The following is a 17,672-nucleotide window of genomic DNA, read 5'->3' as shown; positions in this document are numbered from 1 at the left end:
AATCAAAAGTATCTCGAACCAGAGTCCGAAAACCTAACTATAAACGCCAGCCGGAAATTAGCTGACAAAAAATGTCCGACACCCACACGGGGGTATGAGCATCGAAACCAAAATATTTGGCACTGACATTCATCGACACACTATTGAGTTCTCAAAGAACAGGCGCACAAACATCTGATCCGGTTTAGCCGGATCTTCAGTGAGGCAACTTTCCCAGCCTAACCTCGGGTCCGAACGAAGTCAAGTTCGGTCGAACTTTCTGATCTTGCTGGGGTGGTCAGGCGCTCCTCGTCCTACCTCGTTTCCCTGGCCGCTGGGGCCCGGGTCGGTGTCCGTGTCGCTCTGACCTGGAATAAGTTACGGGTTCGGAAACGCTACGTCAAATCGCCTGGACGCGACCGCGTTTGCGCATGTCAGGGTCGCGCGGCGGGGCCGATCGGCGGCTCGGCCCGCGCAATTGTGAGCCGAGCCACCAAGATCAATTTCCGGCGACACGCAGCACCCCGGCGATGTTCCGCTTTCCGCGGCGCAGCACCAGCCAACGACCGTGCAGGTAATCGCCTTCCGCGGGCGTCCATTCGAGATCGGAAATCCGTTCGTTGTTCACCGACGCACCGCCCTCGTTCACCGCGCGCCGAGCCGCACCCCGACTTTCCGACAAACCGGTCGCTACCAATAAATCCACGATCGTGTTCGGCGCGCCCGGTCCGATTTCCGCGACGCCGCCGTCCACCGCGGCCTCCCGCAATGCGGCGCCGAGCGTCGACTCGTCCAATTCGCGCAGTTCACCACGGCCGAACAGGGCCTGGCTGGCGAGCTGCACCGCGCGGGTGTTCGCCTCACCGTGCACCAGGGTGGTCATCTCGGCGGCCAGCCTGCGCTGCGCCTCCCGCGCGTGCGGACGCTCCTCGGTGGCCTTCTGCAGCTCGTCGAGTTCCGCGCGCGACAGGAAGGTGAACCAGCGCAGGTACCGGACGACATCGGCGTCGGCCGTATTCACGAAGTACTGGTACCAGGCGTAGGGGCTGGTCATCTCCGGATCCAGCCAGAGGCTGCCGCCGCCGGTGGACTTGCCGAATTTCTTGCCGTCGGCCGAGGTCACCAGCGGCACGGTCAGCGCGTGCACCGACGCACCGTCGACGCGACGGTTCAGTTCGACGCCCGCGATGATGTTGCCCCACTGATCCGAACCGCCGACCTGCAATACGCAGCCGTACTTGCGGCGCAGCTGGAGGTAGTCGTTGGCCTGCAGCAGCATGTAGCTGAATTCGGTGTAGGAGATGCCCTCACCGTCGAGACGCCGCTTGATGGTGTCGCGGGCCAGCATGACGTTCACCGAGAAGTGTTTGCCGATATCGCGCAGGAAGTCCACGGTGCTGAGCTGGCCGGTCCAGTCCATGTTGTTGGCGATGACCGCGCCGGTGGGCGAGTCGTCGAGGTCGACGAAACGCTCCAGCTGCGAACGGATCCGCTGCGCCCATTCGGCCACGGTGTCGGTGGAGTTCATGGTGCGCTCGCCGACGTCGCGCGGGTCGCCGATGAGTCCGGTGGCGCCGCCCGCCAGCACGATCGGGCGATTGCCCGCGCGCTGGAACCGCTTGAGCGCGAGCAGCGGAACCAGGTGGCCGGCGTGCAGGCTGGCGGCGGTGGGATCGAACCCGGCATAGAGGGTCAGCGGTCCGGCCGCCAGCGCAGCGCGCAGGGCGTCCAGGTCGGTGGACTGTGCGATCAGTCCGCGCCAGGTCAATTCATCGATGATGTCGCCGCTCACGATGTCCTATCTTTCCGCACGACAATTCCGGTTCGATCCGAGGTTCAGTCTCGCCCGGTCCCGCACTCCCGAGCCAACGGTTTTATCCGGCGGCGAAACCGCGGACCAGGATGTCGACGGTCGCGGTGAAGCGGGTTTCGAAATCGAGTCCGGCGCCGGTGGTGAGGGCCGCGGCGAGCAGCGGGTAGGCGTCCGGATCCGCCTCGGCCGGGGCCGACTCGTCCTGTTCGTGACCTGGGGTCGCACCCGCTTCGGCGAGGGTGTGCCCGATGACGAACATCATCACCGCATTGAGTATGTCCATCGCCCTGCCGAGTTCGACGCCTTGATCGCAGAGCACGGCGAGCCCGGATTCCAGGATGCGGAAGGCGCCGGGTGAGTTGACCGGCCGGGTGGCGATGATGCCGAGCGCCGCCGGATGCCGCAGCAGGGTGGCCCGGAATCCGTGCGCCATCGCGGAAACCGCCTCGGGCCAAGGGGTTCCGGGCGCGGGCAGCAGATCGGCGAGCGACTGTTCCAGCAGACGCTCGACCATGCCGTCCAGCAGCGCCGCCTTGTTCGGCACGTAGTGGTACAGGCTCATGCCGTCGACGCCCATGGCGGCGCCGAGCTTGCGGGTGGACAGCGCGGTGAGCCCGTGCGCGTCGACGAATTCGATTGCGGCGTCGAGGATCTTTTCCCTGGTCAGCCCGGCTCGCGGCCGTGCTCTGCGATCAGCCATATCTCGATCATCCCGAAGTTTTTCTTGCGGTGCAAGAAAAGCTGGCCTAGGGTTTATCTTGCACTGCAAGAAACTGGAAAGGGCTTGTCCACCATGCTGATCGCCGCCATGTCCCGCCGCCTGAACGACGACGTCGACTACGCCACCTTCCGGAAGGCCTGGATCCCGGACGAGACCGTTCCCGGCGACCCGCGCACCCGGGTGATCAGCGCGCTCAATGTCGAGGACCCGCGCGAGATATTCACCATCGCGCTGATGGAAGACGCCGATCCGGCCGATATTCCGGCCTGGCTCGAGCGCCTGAACCCCATCGAGATGCGCCGCTACGAACGGATCAAAGACCTGGTGAGCGAACCGACCCTGAACGCCGTCTACCAGGTCGTCGCGGAAGACGATCTGTCCCAGCCCATTTCGGAGTGACAACGCGCGAAGGCGGCGGACCGTGCGGTCCGCCGCTTTCGCGTTTATCGCGTATTACTCACCGGGAGAACAGGTTCCGCGCGGCCACCAGGCCATCGCGGCGCTGGTAGGCGATCCAGGCGAACAGCGCGGCCAGCGCGAGCGGGAAGATCGCCATCGCGGGCGCACCCATCACGAATGCCTGGGTGGCGGCGGCCAGCACCATGGTGATGGACAGCCCTGCGGCCGCCAGGCCGTTCAGCCGCGGCACCAGCAGGCCGATACCGCCGGAGACCTCCACCAGACCGGTGAAGTAGCGGAACCAGTCGCCCCAACCGATTTCGTTGAAGACGCGGACGGCGTCCTGCTGGCCCGCCAGCTTCGGTGCGCCGGAGGCGATGATGAAGAACAGGCCGAGCACGATCTGCAGGGTCCACAGGACACGGTTGCGGACCTTGCTCGGGCGGGCGACGGCGGGGGCGGCGATGGTGGCCATGATCTTTTCCTTCGGGTCGGTTCGCGCTCTCGGTAGCGCGTTCACCGGATAAGACGCCGCCCCGGCGCGGAATTCATCGCAACCCGCCGAAATTTGTTCCGCCGCAGGTCAGGACGCGCGTTCCGGTGCCAAAGGCGCGCGCGGGCTGCGCTTGTAGGCCGAGACCGCGGCCGAATCGGGCAGCCAGAAACGCCACGGCCGGTCGGCGGCCAGGCTGACGCCGACGCGCGGCCCGCCGGCGATCGCGGACTTCGGCAGCGGCTTGCGCAGCTCGAGGCGGATCGGCGAGGCCGGATCGAACAGCGCGGTTCCGTAGTCGCCCAAGGTGATTCCCAGCGCGCTGCCGAGATTGCCCGGGCCCCTTGCCAAACCGGCGTCGTTGCGGGCGGTGGGGCGGCGGGCGCGCACCTCGTCCAGCCCGGCGATGACCTCACCGGAGCGGAGCAGGGCCGCGCTCGCGGTGCCGTCCGGACCGGTGGTCACGTTGATGCAGGTGTGCATGCCGTAGCTGATGTACACGTAGAGGAATCCGGGCGGGCCGAACATCACCGTATTGCGTTTGGTGCGGCCGCGTCCGGAGTGCGAGGCCGGATCGGGCCACGGCCCCGCCGGATCTCCGCCATACGCCTCCACCTCGACGATCCGCACCGCGACCGCACCCGACCACAGGATCGAGCCGAGCAGCCGACGGGCGGCCGCGGGTGGTTCGACCGCGAGCTCATCAACAGACACAGCGCTCCATTGTTCCCGATGGCCGATCCGGACCCACCACTACACGTAGGAACTGTGCTGACCCGCGCGCATGGCGATGAGGTCGTCGGCGATGACCGCGGCGTATGCGACGGCGACGAGGGCGGCGAGCTGAGCCCAGGCCACCCATGCGACGCCGATCGGGATGGTCGCGGCCACTGCGACGGCCGCGACCAGCCGCGACCACGGGCGCGAAAGACGCAGCGACAGCCGGAATGCGAACTGGCCGAGGAAGTAGAGGGTGACACCGCCGGAGAGCGCCGCCGCCGCGGCGAGCGAGGTGGGTTGGTTGCCGTGCGCGATGCTCAAATTGATGCCGGCCGCGGTGACGACGATGCCGATCAGCATCGGGTACAGCGAGTATCCGTATGCGAGCACGGCGGGCGTCGATCGTTCCCGGACGGGCACGGCGGCCAGGGCGTGTTCGCCGCGTTCGTCATCGATGCCGAAATAGGCCCACCACAGCACATATGCCAGCGACAGACCCAGCGCCACCTGAGCGACGAGCGGAACCGTGATCGACTGCCCCGCCAGCCCGACTCCGATGGCCACGACGGATTCACCGATGGCGACGATGATCACCAGGCCGTGCCGTTCTGCGAAATGGGCGGCGCGCACCTGGAAATCACGGGTCTCCACCAGATACGGGCTGATCACCTGAACGGCGAAAGCGGCTGTCCAGCACAGGTATTGGAGCCAGCCGTCGGCGAAGCCGCCCGCGAGCACCAGCAGCGCGGCCAGCGCGTTCAGCGGGGCGATGCGTTTGATCGCGATCGTCGCCGATTCGCCGCCGCCGGAGGCGAACAGCAGGGTGTGGATGACGGTGACGAGGATGTAGGCGAGGCCGAAGGGGATTCCGGAGCCGTGGAAGGCGTCCGGTATGGACAGCGCGAGGACGAAGAACGCGAACATACCGATGAGCAGCCAGGTGCGCCGCGCCGAATTGCTCGGCGCCACCTCGTTCGTGAGCCAGACGTATCCGCTGTACATCCACCAGATCACCCCGAAGAGCACCGCGACCTGACCGAGCGCGCGCCAACCCGGGTCGTGGGTGAAGACGTGGGTGAGCTGGGTGATGGTGAAGACGAAGACCAGGTCGAAGAAGAGTTCCAGGGTGGAGACCCTGACCTGTCCGCCGTCGACGGGTTCGGCATTCGCGGTGGTCACCGCAGGAGCGTAAACGGCTCCGAGCTATTGCTGCACGGGCGGCGCGACCGGTTCGACGCCGAGCCGCTCGGAGTATTGCGCGTTGAGCTCCGGCCAGCCGTGCGCCATGGCCGCCATCCCGATGATCGGTCCGATGGGACTGCCCGCGAGCAGCTCGGCGGCGACGTCCAGGCAGATATGCCAACCGGCCGCCATCATCGCCGCGGCACCGCGTTCGGGCAGCCGGTGGGTGAGCGTCAGCGCGGTACCGGTATCGCTCGCACGCAGCTCCCAACGCAAAAGGTCACCGCCCCAAGTGAATTCGAGCCGGGTGGGCGACTGCGCCGCACTCACCTCGCCGGGCAGCTCGGTGCCGTCGGTCATGAACAACGTGACGGGTCCGACCGCGGCCAACGACCGATCGGCCGTATACGGCGCCCACTCCCGCAGCTCGTCCGGTTCGGTTAGAGCTGCCCACACCGAATCGGGCGCCTGCGGAAACTGGCGATGGAAGACCAGCGACCAGCGCCCGCCATCGTCGACGAGTTCGACTCGCTGCAGCGGACTCGGCCGGTAGTTGCTCATCGGGATTCCTTTCGCTCGAGGTGTCGGCCCAGCGCATCGAGATGCCGTGTCCACAACCGCAGATAGGGCGCGAGCCAGTCGTCGAGTTGTTCGAACGGGGCCGGGGCGAGTTGATATATCCGTTTCTGCGCGGCGACCTCGCAGGTGACGAAGCCGGAGTCGCGCAGGATCCGCAGATGCTTCGACACCGTCGGCTGGGATAGCTCGAGCCGGACGACGAGATCGCCGACGGTGGCCGCGCCGGTGCGCAATTCGTCGAGGATTCGTCTGCGCTGCGGTTCGGCCACCACAGCGAATACATCGGTCGCCACACCGCTAATATACTCCCTCAAGTATATACGCATCAAGGAATATTTGCAGGTTATTCAGCCGATCAGGTCGGTGCCGAGGTGCAGGCCCCGCAGCTTGGCCGGATTCACCTGGAAGCGGAGGTTCTCGATCTTGCCGTCGACCAGGTCGTAGGTGAACGCCGCGACCGGATTGTCGTCGAGATAGGTGATGACGCCGAGTTCGCCGTTGATGGTCGCGGGCGCCATGGTGAATCCGGCGACGATCGGCTTGGCGAGCACGCCGAGGATCCACCGGGCCACATGGTCCGGTCCGTAGAGCGGGCGACGGGCCGCGGTGACGACGCCACCGCCGTCGGTCCACGCGGTGACATCCGGCGCGAGCAGATCCATCAGGGCATTGAGATCGCCGCCGGATGCCGCCGCCATGAACAGCTCGGTGACGTGGTCGCGGGCGGCCCGGTCGGTGTCGAACCGCGGGCGGCGGGCCCGCACGTGTGCGCGGGCGCGGTGGGCGATCTGCCGGATGGTCGCCTCGGGCCGGTCGAGGGTGTCGGCGATCTCGGCGTGGGTGTAGCCGAACACCTCGCGCAGCAGGAACACCGCGCGTTCGACCGGGCTCAGCGTTTCCAGCACGACGAGCATCGCGGTCGAGACGGTATCGGCGAGTTCGGCGTCCTCGGCGATATTCGGCGTGGTCAGCAGCGGCTCGGGCAACCAAGGGCCGACGTAGTTTTCACGGATCGCGCGGGCCGAGGTGAGCCGATTCAACGACAGGTTGGTGACGGTGCGCACCAGATAGGACTTCGGATGCTCGACCGCCGTGCGATCGGTCTCGTTCCATTTGAGCCAGGCGTCCTGCAGCACGTCCTCGGTGTCGGTCACGGTGCCGAGCATCCGGTAGGCGGTGGCGAACAGCAGTCGCCGGTGCTCCAGGAACGGATCGCGCATCGTGTCGTCGGTCATCGGCACATCGTCGCGCATCGTCACCCGAATCCGTCGCGGCAATTCCCTGTCATCACCGTCATGCCGCGGTGGCGTATTCACCCGCGGGCAGCGTCACCGTGACGTTCATCTTCTTGCTGAGGCGGAACACCGGAACCGGGCTGCCGCTGACCATTTCCTTGTAGCGGACGGCGGCGCGGCCGGTCAGATACCAGCGGCGCGGGGTGTCGTCGCGGTGGGTGAACTGGATGACCGCATCGTTGCGCCCCAGGCTCACCGGCTGGTGGATGTAGCCGAAACGGAACGGCCGCACCGGCTTTCCGCGCAATTCCCGGGCTATGGCGTCGGCGGTGTACGCCGCGGTCGGCATACCGCTCTGACAGGTTCCGTGCAGCGGCCCCCATGGCATCCGCACCGCGGCGGCGTCACCGACGGCGTGAATTTCGGGGTGCGACAACGATTTCAGCGTCTGATCGACCAGGATCAGCCCACGCTCGTCGGTGGCGATACCCGACTGCGCGGCCAGCGGCACGCCGCGCACCCCGGCGGTCCAGAGCGTGAGATCGGCGGAAATCCGTTCACCGCTTGCCAATTCGACCGCGTCGGGCCGCACCTCGGCGACCGCGCTGCCGATCACCCGTGCGATGCCGAGCCGGTCGAGGGCGCGGTTCAGGTAGCGGCGGGCCCGCTCCCCCATCATCGCGCCGGGCTCGGCGTCGCTGATGAGCGTGATGCGCAATCCCGGGTTGCCCGCGGCGATTTCGGTCGCGGCCTCGATCCCGGTGAGCCCGCCGCCGATCACCGCGACCGCACCCCCGTGCGCCGCGATCTCGGCCGCACGCCGCGAGAAGTGGTGTACCGCAACGGGATTGTCGAGCGTGCAGGCGTATTCGGCGGCGCCGGGCACGGTATCGGTCGCGGCGACGCCGCCCAGTGCGTAGATCAGGTGGTCGTAGTCCAGTAGGCGGGTGTCATCGACGGTGACGCGGCGCAGGACCGGATCGATGGCCGTCGCGCGACCCTGGAGGAATTCGATTCCGGTGCCGCGCAACAGATCCGGGATCCGGTAGTCGGTGAGTTCCTGACCCGCCGCGACCTGGTGCATGCGCAGCCGCTCGGTGAAGCGGGCCACCGGGTTGACGATCGTGATGTGCACGCCGCGCCCGCGGGTGCGCCGGGCCAGCCGGACGGCGGCCAGCATGCCGGTGTAGCCGGCGCCGAGGACGACGATCCGGGTTTCGGTGTTCATGGTCTGCTCCTTGGTCGATCGGGTTGATGACGACCAAGGGACAAACGACCTGATGCAGCCGTGACGGTCGATCTATGTGATCCGCGTCACTCAGCGCTTGGCCAGCGCCTCGGTGCGGATCAGTTGCAGCACGGTCGGATTCTCGACGGTGGTCGCCACCCCCACGACCTGGCGGATGAATACATCGCTCTCGACGAGCCGCAGCAGTGCGGCGGCCAGATCGGTTCGAGCGGTGTATCGATGATCGAGATGTCCTTGCGCCATCGTGTAATCGGTGACGGACGGGAGGTTGTAGAGACCACCGGGGCGGACGATGGTCCAATCGAGATCCGTTGCGGTGAGCACGGATTCCATCCGGCGCATGTCGTCGTACACGGTTTTGCCGAGGAATTCGGTGATGAACGGCTGGACGACGCGATTGAACAGGAAGCCCGCGTGTGCGAACGTCTGCGGGTCGACCGCGCTGGACGACACCACCGCGATGCGGCGAATGTCGTTGCGGCACATGGCGTCGACAATGTTGGCGACGCCGAGCGAATAGGTGTCGACCAGCTTCCTACCGTACGGGACGCCGAGCGTCGAGAGTACGGCGTCGCCGCCCGCGACCGCGGCCCGCACCGAATCCGCTCGGCGCACATCACCGCCGAAGACGGTGAGCCGGTCACCGGTGCTGGGGAATTCCTCGGGCCTGCGGGTGACCGCGACGACGTCGTGACCGGCGGCCAGCGCCTGCCCGGTCAGCAGGCGGCCGGTGGGTCCGTTCGCTCCGAAAACGATGATGCGCATGACGACAGTCCTCCTGTGCGCGACGCCGGACCATCCGAGCGCCGTATCATATGACAACCATATCAACTAATATGAAAGTCATACAATATGGCAAACGTATCCGATTCGGCCCGGCGACATCGCCGCGCCGCGCAGGCGGTCAAGGATTCGCTGCGCGACCTGAATACCCAACTCGCCCTGCTCAATCGGCAATTCGGCGCGAAGGTCGAGCTCAGAGACGTGGACTGGCACTGCCTCGACCTGATCAATCGGCACGGCCCGATCGGCCCCGGCGCGCTGGCGAAATTGGCCGCGCTGCATCCGGCGACCATGACCGGCGTCCTGGACCGCCTGCAGCGCGCGGGCTGGATCGTCCGGGAACGCGATCCTGCGGCGAGCGACCGGCGGGCGGTCGCCGTTCGGGCGACCCGCGACCGCAATCCCGAGGTGTACCGGGTGCTGTCCGGGATGAATCGACGAATGGACGAGCTCTGCGCGGACTACACCGACGAGCAACTCGCGGTGATCGCCGACTTCCTGCACCGGACCGCCGACGCCGGGCGCGCGGCGGCGACCGAACTCGCCACGGAGTGACATCCGGCGCGTCACGGCTTGTCGTGTCGCGGCGACCGCGCTAAATTCATCACACAGTGAATTCAACACTCGATGAATTGAGGCGACCATGTCGCAAAACCCCGCCGTCGAGATCCGAGATCTGACCGTCCGGCGCGGCGGCCGTGAAGTGCTGCACCACGTTTCGCTGACCATTCCGCGCGGCTCGATCACCGGGCTGCTCGGCCCGTCCGGCTGCGGCAAAACCACATTGCTGCGCAGCATCGTCGGCACCCAGATCGTGGCGTCGGGCCAGGTCACCGCGCTCGGCGAGGCCGCGGGATCCGCCGGATTGCGCCGCCGCATCGGCTATGTCACCCAGGCGCCGAGCATCTACAACGACATCAGCGTCCGGGAGAACGTCGCCTACTACGCCGCCCTCTACGGCCGCGCCCGCACCGCCGTCGACGACGCGATCGCCGCGGTCGGCCTCCAGGAACACGCCAAACAGCGCGGCGACGAACTCTCCGGCGGACAGCTCACCCGGGCGTCGCTGGCCTGCGCGCTGGTCGCCGAACCGGAACTGCTGATCCTCGACGAGCCCACCGTCGGCCTCGATCCGGTACTGCGCGTTGACCTCTGGAAGAAATTCCGCGAATTGGCCGCGGGCGGAACGGCATTGGTGGTGTCCAGCCATGTGATGGATGAGGCCGACCACTGCGACAAACTGCTGCTGATGCGCGACGGACAGCTGCTCGCCCAGCTCAGCCCCGACGAACTGCGGTCGAACACCGGCGAACAGAATCTGGAAAACGCCTTCCTGGCATTGATCACGATGGGACGCGCAGCATGACCGCCGTACTCGAAAACCAGTCCTCGGCAACCGCTTTGGTGCGTCCGTACGTCGCGACCACCGGGCGCATCCTGCGTCAGCTGCGCAACGATCACCGCACCGTCGCGATGATCCTGGTGGTCCCCGCGCTGCTGATGGCGCTGCTCTACTTCATCTACAAGGACACGCCGACCAACCCGTTCCGCCCGGTGCGGCTGTTCGACGAGGTCGGCATCAGCATGCTCGGGATTCTGCCGTTCATCGTGATGTTCCTGATCACCGCCATCGCGATGCAACGCGAACGCAGCTCGGGCACGCTGGAGCGGCTGCTCACCACCCCGCTGCGCAAACTCGACCTGCTCGCCGGCTACGGCACCGCGTTCTCGCTGGCCGCGGCCGCGCAGGCCACCGTGGCCTGCCTGGTGTCCTTCTGGCTGCTCGGCCTGAAATCGACGGGCAATCCGGGCTGGGTAGTGTTGATCGCGATGATCGATGCGGTGTGTGGTGTGGCGCTCGGATTGTTGGCAAGTGCCTTCGCGCGCACCGAGTTCCAGGCGGTGCAGTTCATGCCGGTGGTGGTGGCGCCACAAATCTTCCTGTGCGGCCTGCTCGTTCCGCGCGGCCAGCTGCCCGGCTGGCTCGAGGCGATCAGCAATGTGCTGCCGCTGAGCTACGCGGTCGAAGCGCTGCAACAGGTTTCGAGTCATCGGGATGCCACCGGCATCATGTGGCGGGATCTGGTGATCGTCGCCGGATTCACCATCGTCGCGCTGTGCCTCGGCGCGGCCACGCTGCGGCGGCGGACCGCATGAGCGAGCTCGCGAGCGAATCATCGACACAGCGTGCATCGCGCATGCCACGACCGAGCGCCAGCGAGGGAGTGGCATGAGCGGACCCGCGGGCGAATCATCGACACGGCACCTGCCGCGACCGAGCGCCGGTGCGGTATGAGCGGACCCGATCCCGATAGCCGCCCCGGCAGAACCGGCCGCCGTCCCGGCCGCACCGACACCCGCGGCGCGATCCTGGCCGCCGCACGAAAGCGCTTCGCCGACAACGGTTTCGATAAAACCTCGATACGCGCGGTGGCCACCGACGCCGGGGTGGATCCGGCGCTCGTACACCACTACTTCGGCACCAAACAGGAGTTGTTCGCCGCGGCGGTCGAACTGCCGATGGATCCGAATATCGTGCTGCAGGCCATCGCCGCGGCGCCGGTCGACGAACTCGGCGAGACCATCGTGCGGGTAGTGCTCGGGGTCTGGGATTCCGCCGCGGGCCCCGGCCTGGTCGCGACCATGCGCAGCATCATCGGCGGCGGCGAAAGCGCCAACTCGTTGGCTCGCTCATTTCTGCTGGAGATCGTGCTGAAGCGGGTGCGCGAACGCATCGCGACACCCGAGGACGACGGCCGATTCCGGGTCGCGATGGCGATATCCCAGATGGGCGGGCTGCTGCTGACCCGCAAACTCCTCGAGCTGCCGCCGATGACCGAGGCGAGCGTCGACGAGATCGTCGCGGCCGCCGGACCGACGCTCCAACGCTATCTCACCGGCGATATCGGTTCCGGCACAACGTCATCCGCCGGGCCTACCGCGAAAAGGCAGCGGCCCAACGGTATTCGGAAGGGCTGAGGCTCAGGACTCGGTTTGCTCGGCGAATGCGGCCGCCTCCGCCTCGGATACCTCGCGGGCCTCGTCGATGAGCAGCACCGGAATGCCGTTCTCGATCGAGTAGGCGCGCCGCAGCCGCGGGTTGTACAGCACGCTGTTGCCCGCGGCGTCGCGCACCAGCCGCAGCGGGCCCTTGTCCTGCGGGCAGGCCAGCAGGCTCAGCAACGTGGCGTCCAGGGTGGTTTCCGACATGAGCGATAACCTACCCGGCTTTCATCGGGAAGCCGATTCGGGGAGGCGGCGGAACGAAATGTGCCGGTGCCCGAAGTAGCTCGCCACCGCGACCAGGCCCATCACCACGACGGCCGACGGCTTGTCCGGCAGATGGCACACCCGCACCGCGAACTCCAGCAGCAGGCTGTTCGACACCAGCCCAACGGAATTCACCGCGACGAAGGCAACGAAATCGCGCAGCACCCGCCCGCGCACCCGGAACACCAGCGTGCGGTGCAAGACGAAGGCGATCGGAATGCTGACGCAGTAGGCGGCGACCACCGCCACCGACGGCGACACCCGGTCGCCGAACACCGCGAGCCAGCCGACGGTGAGCACCATGCCGAGCAGCGTGTTCAACCCGCCGACCACGGCGAAGGCCAGTTCCTGGCGGCGGACCAGGCGCAGCAGCGGCCCGGGATCGGTCTGGGCCGCCCCACCGGCCTCCGCCGCATCGACAACCGCGGCGGTCGAACCGTCGACCGCCGCGCCATGATCCGCCGAACCGGCGGTCATCGCGCCGCGCCCGCCATATCGGGCTCCGGCGTCACGCTCTCCTCGGCGTTCGTGGCGTCCACCGAATCATCATCGCGCCGCCGCCCGCGCAGATACCACCACTGGAACAGACCGAGGTCGATCAGGCCGAGCAGGATCGCGACGCCACCCAGCCGCCACCCGGGCGGCCGCCAGGTCAGCTCCAGGTCGCCGTTCTTGGTGCCCGCCGGAATATCAACCGCGACAAAGGATTTCGCAACGACAGTGAACGGCAGGTCCTTGCCGTTCAACGTCGCCCGGTATCCGGGCCACCCCAGCCGCGCGAAGACGACGCGCCCGCCGTTATCCGAATTGACCCGCACCCGGCTGGTCATATCGGATTCCTCGACCGACGTCGCGACAACACCCTTGGCATCGGAGATCCGGCCGTTGCGGGTGGAGATCGGGCCGTCCTCGCGCTCGAGCACCGAGATGAACTTCTCGTGGCCGGGATAGTCGACCCACTTCCAGCCCTCCGGCGCCGGATGGTTGCGCGCGTCCGGATACAGCGCACGCTGCAACACCACCCGGTCCACCTTCATCAGATCGACCAGCGTGCGCTGCGTACTCGGTTCGACCGAGAAGGCACGGCGGAACGCGTCGGGGCAGACGCTGGTATCCCAACGCATGCACAGCATCTCGCCGAACCAGTAGTGCCCGTTGGGCGTGTAGCCGCCGGTATAGGTGAGCTCGAGATCCTTCGCGTAGTTGCCGAAGACCAGCGAACCGTACGCGCCGTCGAGGTTCTTCTCCCCCGGCTGCAGCAGCGCCCGATCCGCCAATTGCAGTGTGGTGCCGGTGAAATGCGGGAACTTCGCCTTCATCGCCGAACGGCTCTCCGGCAGATTCCAGCTCATCGGCGTCGGCTGCACCGCGTACACCTGTAGATAGGCGATCGGGAAGATCGCGAGGATCGCCAGCACGCAGGCCGCGACCGTGCCGCGGGTGCGGCCGAGCCACACCAGCCCGGCGCCGAGCGCCGCCACCGCGGCGGCCGCCACCAGATGCCACACCAGGTCGTGCGGGTCGGCCGAATAGGTGCGGATCAGCAAGAGCGCGATGAGCACGCCGCCCGCGATGCCGCGCCTGCGCCAATCGGCGAAAGTCGCGTAGCGGCCGAGCAATACGCACACCAGCACCAGCAGTCCGAGCGCGACCATCGGCAGCACCCGCGCGGGCCAGCGCAGCGGCCCGATGGTGCCCGGGCCTGCCGTCCACATCAGACCGGCCGCCGCGAACAGCGCGATACCGCTGAACTCCTGCCAGTTCTCCCGCGCCTTGCGCCAATCGATGAAGGCCAGCGCGGGAATCAGGAACCAGGCGATGTACACCACCGGCAGCGGCTGCACATAGCCCCACCACGAACTGAACGCGGGCATGGTACTCGGCAGGCTGGCGTTCAACGACTCCGACCACGGCACGGTGAGGAATTGATCGTTGTTGATCTGCGAGGTGCCACGCCAGGTGACCTTCGCCGACAGAATGCTCGGCAGATAGGTGGCGACACCGGCCACCGCCGCACCGGCCGCCACCCCGAGCAGCCGCAGCGACGGCACCCACTTGCGCTGGTAGATCAGCTCCCCGACGGCCACCGCGCCGATCATCAGACCGGCCTCCACCGCGGGGAAGATGTACTGCACCGAAATGGCCAGGTACAGAAAGACGAAAGTGGGAATCGGCCCGCTCTTACCGCGCGCGTACTTCACACCGGAGGCCCAGGCATGCACCATCCACGCGGTGCCGGTGAACGCGGTGACCCAGCTCGCCTCGTCGAAGAACAGCAGCCAGCCGGTGAACGGAATCGCGACGCCCGCCACGGCCGCCCACGGCGCCTTCGCCCCGTACACCAGACAGATCCGGTACACGCCGAGCGCCAGGATGATCGCGAAGATCAGCTTCACGACGGTGATGTAGATCAGCAGATTGTCCACCGAGGGCGCGATCAGATCGATCAGCAGCTGCGGCGGGTTCAGCAGACCCGCCTCCTCGATGGAGTAATTGCCCGCCATCCAGTGCTCGGGCACCAGCGCCGGAATTTCACCGTCGCGCAGCCGCCGACCGAGCATCACCCACAGTGGGGCGTATTGGGATTCGCTGTCGTCGGTGTAGAAGTGCCGGACGTTTGCGAGCAGAACCGCGACGTATCCCGCCACCACACCCAGTGTGGTCACGCAGCCCCAGCGGTAGACGTCCTTCTGGGTGAGGGTTCTACTTTCCACCACGAGTCCCAGACCCTACATGCCAACTCGAGGGAAAGCTGCGCCCGCCGACCCGCTCGGACCCTGCGGTCCGCTTCGCAGCGCGTGTTAAAGTTCCTCACGGCTCGGGCTCAGCCTTCCGCGACGAGTACCGGCATCGCACCGTCATCGAAAGTCGAACCTCGCCAATGCCGATTCCTTCCGCACGCCCGCCACGGCCCGGCCGGTCGAACGGCCACAGCCCCCAGGCGAACGGGTACCGCCAGCGCGTGCATTCCGTATCCGTCGTGGTTCCCGTCTATCGCGGTGAGCAGACGATCGGCGCGCTCGTCGCCGAACTCGACCGCCTATCCGCGGAAACCGCGACGCCGGGCGGCACCGTCTTCGCCGTCGACGAGATCATCCTGGTGCACGACAACGGCCCCGATCGCTCCGATGTCGCGCTGCGCGAGTTGGAACAGTCCTACCCGCAGGTGCGCCCGGTGTGGTTGAGCCGCAACTTCGGCCAGGACGCCGCGACCATCGCGGGCATGGCCGCCGCGCAGGGCGAATGGATCGTCACGATGGACGAGGACGGCCAGCACGATCCGGCGTTCATCGCCGACTTCCTCGACGCCGCACTGGCCGAGCGGGCCGACCTGGTCTACTCCAAGCCGATCAACACCCGGCCGCACGGCTTCCTGCGCAACATCACCTCGCGCGGCGCGAAACTGGTGCTGGCCACCGTCTTCGCCTTCCCCGATTCCACCCGCTTCGAAAGCTTCCGGCTGATCCGCGGCGATATCGGCCGCCAACTCGCCGAGGTCGCCGCCAACGGCGTCTACCTGGACGTCGCGCTCACCTGGGTGGTCGGCAACGCCGTCTCGGTGCCGGTGGTGCTGCGCGCGGAGGGCCGCGACGAATCCGGCTACAACTACCGGCGGCTGTTCTCGCTGTTCTGGAAGATGGTGCTGTGCAGCGGAACTCGCGGCCTGCGCCTGGTGAGCCTGCTCGGCGTCACCCTCGCGCTGGCCGGTGCGGCGATGGCCGCGGTGATCATCTGCCAGAAGCTGTTCGGCAGCGGTAACGATCCGGAGGGCTGGACCTCGATGATCGTCGCGCTGCTGCTGTGCTCGGGCGCGATCCTGTTCTCGCTCGGCCTGATCGCCGAATACCTCGGTGTCGCACTGCATATCCTCGTCGGCAAACCCCTCTACCTGACGGTGGATTCGCCGACCCCCCGGCCCGATACCATCGAGACGCCGGATGTGCTCGAACGAGTGGGTGTTTCGGGACAGATGAAGGCCGCGGCTCCGGCAACCGCCGCCGAGAGGGGCAATGGGGAGTGAGTGAACGCATTATCTTCAGCCGTCCATACCGGGCCGGTCGGGAACTGACGAATCTGGAGGCCGTACTCGGCTCCGATCACAGCCACGGAGACGGCCGGTTCACCAGATCGGCCACCGCCAAGCTGAAGGACATCACCGGCGCCAGACACGCGCTGCTGACCACCTCGTGCACGCATGCGCTCGAATTGGCCGCGCTGCTACTGGAACTCGGCCACGACGACGAGGTGATCGTGCCGAGCTTCGCCTTCACCTCCGCCGCGACCTCGATCGCATTGCGCGGCGCCACTTGCGTTTTCGTCGATATCGACGAGCAGACCGGCAATATCGATCCGGCCGCGGTCGCCGATGCCATCACCTCGCGCACCAAGGCGGTGCTGGTGATGCACTACGGCGGCGTCGCCGCCGCGATGGAACCGCTACTGGCCCTTGCCGATCGGCACGGCCTCGCCGTCATCGAGGACAATGCGCACGGCCTCGGCGGCACCTGGCGCGGCAGACAGCTGGGCACCATCGGCACACTCGGCACCCAGAGCTTCCACGACACCAAGAACGTGCACTGCGGCGAGGGCGGCGCGCTGCTGCTCAGCGACGACATCCTGATGGGCCGCGCGGAGATCATGCGGGAGAAGGGCACCGACCGCGCCCGCTTCCTGCGCGGCCAGGTGGACAAATACTCCTGGCAGGACATCGGTTCCAGCTATCTGCCGAGCGAACTCAACGCCGCGGTGCTCGACGCGCAACTCGACGAATTCGAGACCATCCAGAAAGACCGGCACCGGGTGTGGGACACCTACGCCGCCGCGCTGCCGGATTGGGCCGCGCGCAAGGATGTTCGCCTCATGCACGTACCCGACGACGCCGAGCACACCGCGCACCTGTTCTATCTGCGGATGCCGACCGAGGAGAGCCGGGACGGCATGATCCGGCACCTGAGCGAACTGGGTATCGTCGCGCCGTTCCACTACATTCCGCTGGATTCCAGCCCGGCCGGATCGAAGTACGGGCGTACGCCGGTGCCGTGCGTGCGGAGCGCGCGTTTCTCCGCGACGCTGGTGCGGCTGCCGCTGTGGCCGATGCTGACCGAGCAGCAGTTGCAGCGGGTCGTCGACGGGGTCACCGGTTTCGAGTGGTGAACGTGCGGTGGGGCCCGCCCGGGCCCCCCCCCCCAAACCCGACCCGCCCAACACTTCGAGCGCCACGTGCGGCGGGGGCCGGTCAAAAGGATCGG

At 67.1% G+C, this 17,672-nt stretch carries 20 protein-coding genes; 7 read left to right on the top strand and 13 right to left on the bottom strand.

Features of this window, described 5'->3' with window-relative positions:
* Positions 1-478: 478 nt before the first annotated feature.
* The gene (tyrS, locus tag LGY53_RS43165) at positions 479-1,771 is read right to left on the bottom strand and encodes a tyrosine--tRNA ligase (protein WP_225732466.1); all 1,293 of its coding nucleotides are present in this window, start codon (positions 1,769-1,771) and stop codon (positions 479-481) included.
* 82 nt (positions 1,772-1,853) lie between these two features.
* Positions 1,854-2,492, bottom strand: coding sequence for a TetR/AcrR family transcriptional regulator C-terminal domain-containing protein (locus LGY53_RS43160; RefSeq protein WP_225732465.1), 639 nt, complete (start codon positions 2,490-2,492; stop codon positions 1,854-1,856).
* Between the two features lie 84 nt (positions 2,493-2,576).
* On the opposite strand from LGY53_RS43160, the gene LGY53_RS43155 reads away from it, so the two are divergent.
* Entirely contained in the window at positions 2,577-2,912 is a 336-nt protein-coding gene (locus LGY53_RS43155; RefSeq protein ID WP_225732464.1) for a hypothetical protein, read from the top strand.
* Between the two features lie 58 nt (positions 2,913-2,970).
* Here LGY53_RS43155 and LGY53_RS43150 read toward each other — a convergent pair whose 3' ends face one another.
* The 8 genes from LGY53_RS43150 to LGY53_RS43115 form a co-directional block, all read right to left on the bottom strand.
* A complete protein-coding gene (locus LGY53_RS43150) occupies positions 2,971-3,387 on the bottom strand; it encodes a DoxX family protein (RefSeq protein ID WP_225732463.1) in 417 nt (138 codons plus the stop codon).
* Positions 3,388-3,495: 108 nt separating this feature from the next.
* The gene (locus tag LGY53_RS43145) at positions 3,496-4,119 is read right to left on the bottom strand and encodes a DNA-3-methyladenine glycosylase (RefSeq protein WP_225732462.1); all 624 of its coding nucleotides are present in this window, start codon (positions 4,117-4,119) and stop codon (positions 3,496-3,498) included.
* 39 nt (positions 4,120-4,158) lie between these two features.
* On the bottom strand, positions 4,159-5,304 hold the full coding sequence (locus LGY53_RS43140) for a low temperature requirement protein A (RefSeq protein ID WP_225732461.1): 1,146 nt from the start codon (positions 5,302-5,304) through the stop codon (positions 4,159-4,161).
* A 24-nt stretch (positions 5,305-5,328) separates the two neighbouring features.
* A complete protein-coding gene (locus tag LGY53_RS43135) occupies positions 5,329-5,868 on the bottom strand; it encodes an SRPBCC family protein (protein WP_225732460.1) in 540 nt (179 codons plus the stop codon).
* Positions 5,865-6,179, bottom strand: a complete 315-nt coding sequence (locus LGY53_RS43130) for a helix-turn-helix transcriptional regulator (protein ID WP_225732459.1) — start codon at positions 6,177-6,179, stop codon at positions 5,865-5,867. Before LGY53_RS43130 ends, LGY53_RS43135 begins: the two co-directional genes overlap by 4 nt.
* Before the next feature lie 54 nt (positions 6,180-6,233).
* The gene (locus LGY53_RS43125) at positions 6,234-7,121 is read right to left on the bottom strand and encodes an RNA polymerase sigma-70 factor (RefSeq protein WP_225732458.1); all 888 of its coding nucleotides are present in this window, start codon (positions 7,119-7,121) and stop codon (positions 6,234-6,236) included.
* Positions 7,122-7,179: 58 nt separating this feature from the next.
* Entirely contained in the window at positions 7,180-8,349 is a 1,170-nt protein-coding gene (locus LGY53_RS43120; protein WP_225732457.1) for an NAD(P)/FAD-dependent oxidoreductase, read from the bottom strand.
* A gap of 90 nt (positions 8,350-8,439) precedes the next feature.
* The gene (locus tag LGY53_RS43115; protein ID WP_225732456.1) at positions 8,440-9,135 is read right to left on the bottom strand and encodes an NAD(P)-dependent oxidoreductase; all 696 of its coding nucleotides are present in this window, start codon (positions 9,133-9,135) and stop codon (positions 8,440-8,442) included.
* A gap of 87 nt (positions 9,136-9,222) precedes the next feature.
* Here LGY53_RS43115 and LGY53_RS43110 point away from each other — a divergent pair, with 87 nt between their 5' ends.
* From LGY53_RS43110 to LGY53_RS43095, 4 genes are all read left to right on the top strand, one after another.
* Positions 9,223-9,708 (top strand): MarR family transcriptional regulator, encoded by a 486-nt coding sequence (locus LGY53_RS43110; RefSeq protein WP_225732455.1) that lies wholly within the window; start codon positions 9,223-9,225, stop codon positions 9,706-9,708.
* An 88-nt stretch (positions 9,709-9,796) separates the two neighbouring features.
* A complete protein-coding gene (locus LGY53_RS43105) occupies positions 9,797-10,519 on the top strand; it encodes an ABC transporter ATP-binding protein (RefSeq protein ID WP_225732454.1) in 723 nt (240 codons plus the stop codon).
* A complete protein-coding gene (locus tag LGY53_RS43100; protein WP_225732453.1) occupies positions 10,516-11,310 on the top strand; it encodes an ABC transporter permease in 795 nt (264 codons plus the stop codon). The genes LGY53_RS43105 and LGY53_RS43100 overlap by 4 nt, the downstream gene beginning before the upstream one ends.
* 135 nt (positions 11,311-11,445) lie before the next feature.
* The gene (locus LGY53_RS43095; protein WP_225732452.1) at positions 11,446-12,132 is read left to right on the top strand and encodes a TetR family transcriptional regulator; all 687 of its coding nucleotides are present in this window, start codon (positions 11,446-11,448) and stop codon (positions 12,130-12,132) included.
* Between the two features lie 3 nt (positions 12,133-12,135).
* Here the strand turns inward: LGY53_RS43095 and LGY53_RS43090 are convergent, their stop codons facing one another.
* From LGY53_RS43090 to LGY53_RS43080, 3 genes are read right to left on the bottom strand one after another with little or no spacing between them, the layout of a single operon-like run.
* Positions 12,136-12,363 (bottom strand): Trm112 family protein, encoded by a 228-nt coding sequence (locus tag LGY53_RS43090; RefSeq protein WP_167474100.1) that lies wholly within the window; start codon positions 12,361-12,363, stop codon positions 12,136-12,138.
* A 21-nt stretch (positions 12,364-12,384) separates the two neighbouring features.
* Complete coding sequence (locus LGY53_RS43085) at positions 12,385-12,900, bottom strand: GtrA family protein (RefSeq protein WP_225732451.1); 516 nt, start codon at positions 12,898-12,900, stop codon at positions 12,385-12,387.
* Positions 12,897-15,137 (bottom strand): hypothetical protein, encoded by a 2,241-nt coding sequence (locus tag LGY53_RS43080; RefSeq protein ID WP_225732450.1) that lies wholly within the window; start codon positions 15,135-15,137, stop codon positions 12,897-12,899. Before LGY53_RS43080 ends, LGY53_RS43085 begins: the two co-directional genes overlap by 4 nt.
* A gap of 248 nt (positions 15,138-15,385) precedes the next feature.
* Here LGY53_RS43080 and LGY53_RS43075 point away from each other — a divergent pair, with 248 nt between their 5' ends.
* Positions 15,386-16,444 carry a glycosyltransferase gene (locus LGY53_RS43075; RefSeq protein ID WP_225732449.1) on the top strand — a complete coding sequence of 353 codons (1,059 nt, stop codon included), beginning with the start codon at positions 15,386-15,388 and terminating at the stop codon, positions 16,442-16,444.
* Positions 16,441-17,577: a dTDP-4-amino-4,6-dideoxygalactose transaminase gene (gene rffA, locus LGY53_RS43070; protein WP_225732448.1), complete on the top strand. Its 1,137-nt coding sequence runs from the start codon at positions 16,441-16,443 to the stop codon at positions 17,575-17,577. Before LGY53_RS43075 ends, rffA begins: the two co-directional genes overlap by 4 nt.
* Positions 17,578-17,672: the final 95 nt, after the last annotated feature.

Origin of the sequence: Nocardia sp. JCM 34519.1 (assembly GCF_020361265.1) — a bacterium.
Taxonomy (GTDB): Bacteria; Actinomycetota; Actinomycetes; order Mycobacteriales; family Mycobacteriaceae; genus Nocardia; species Nocardia arthritidis_A.
The sequence above is the reverse complement of the archived record's forward strand: the minus strand, read 5'-3'. Positions and strand labels throughout refer to the sequence as shown.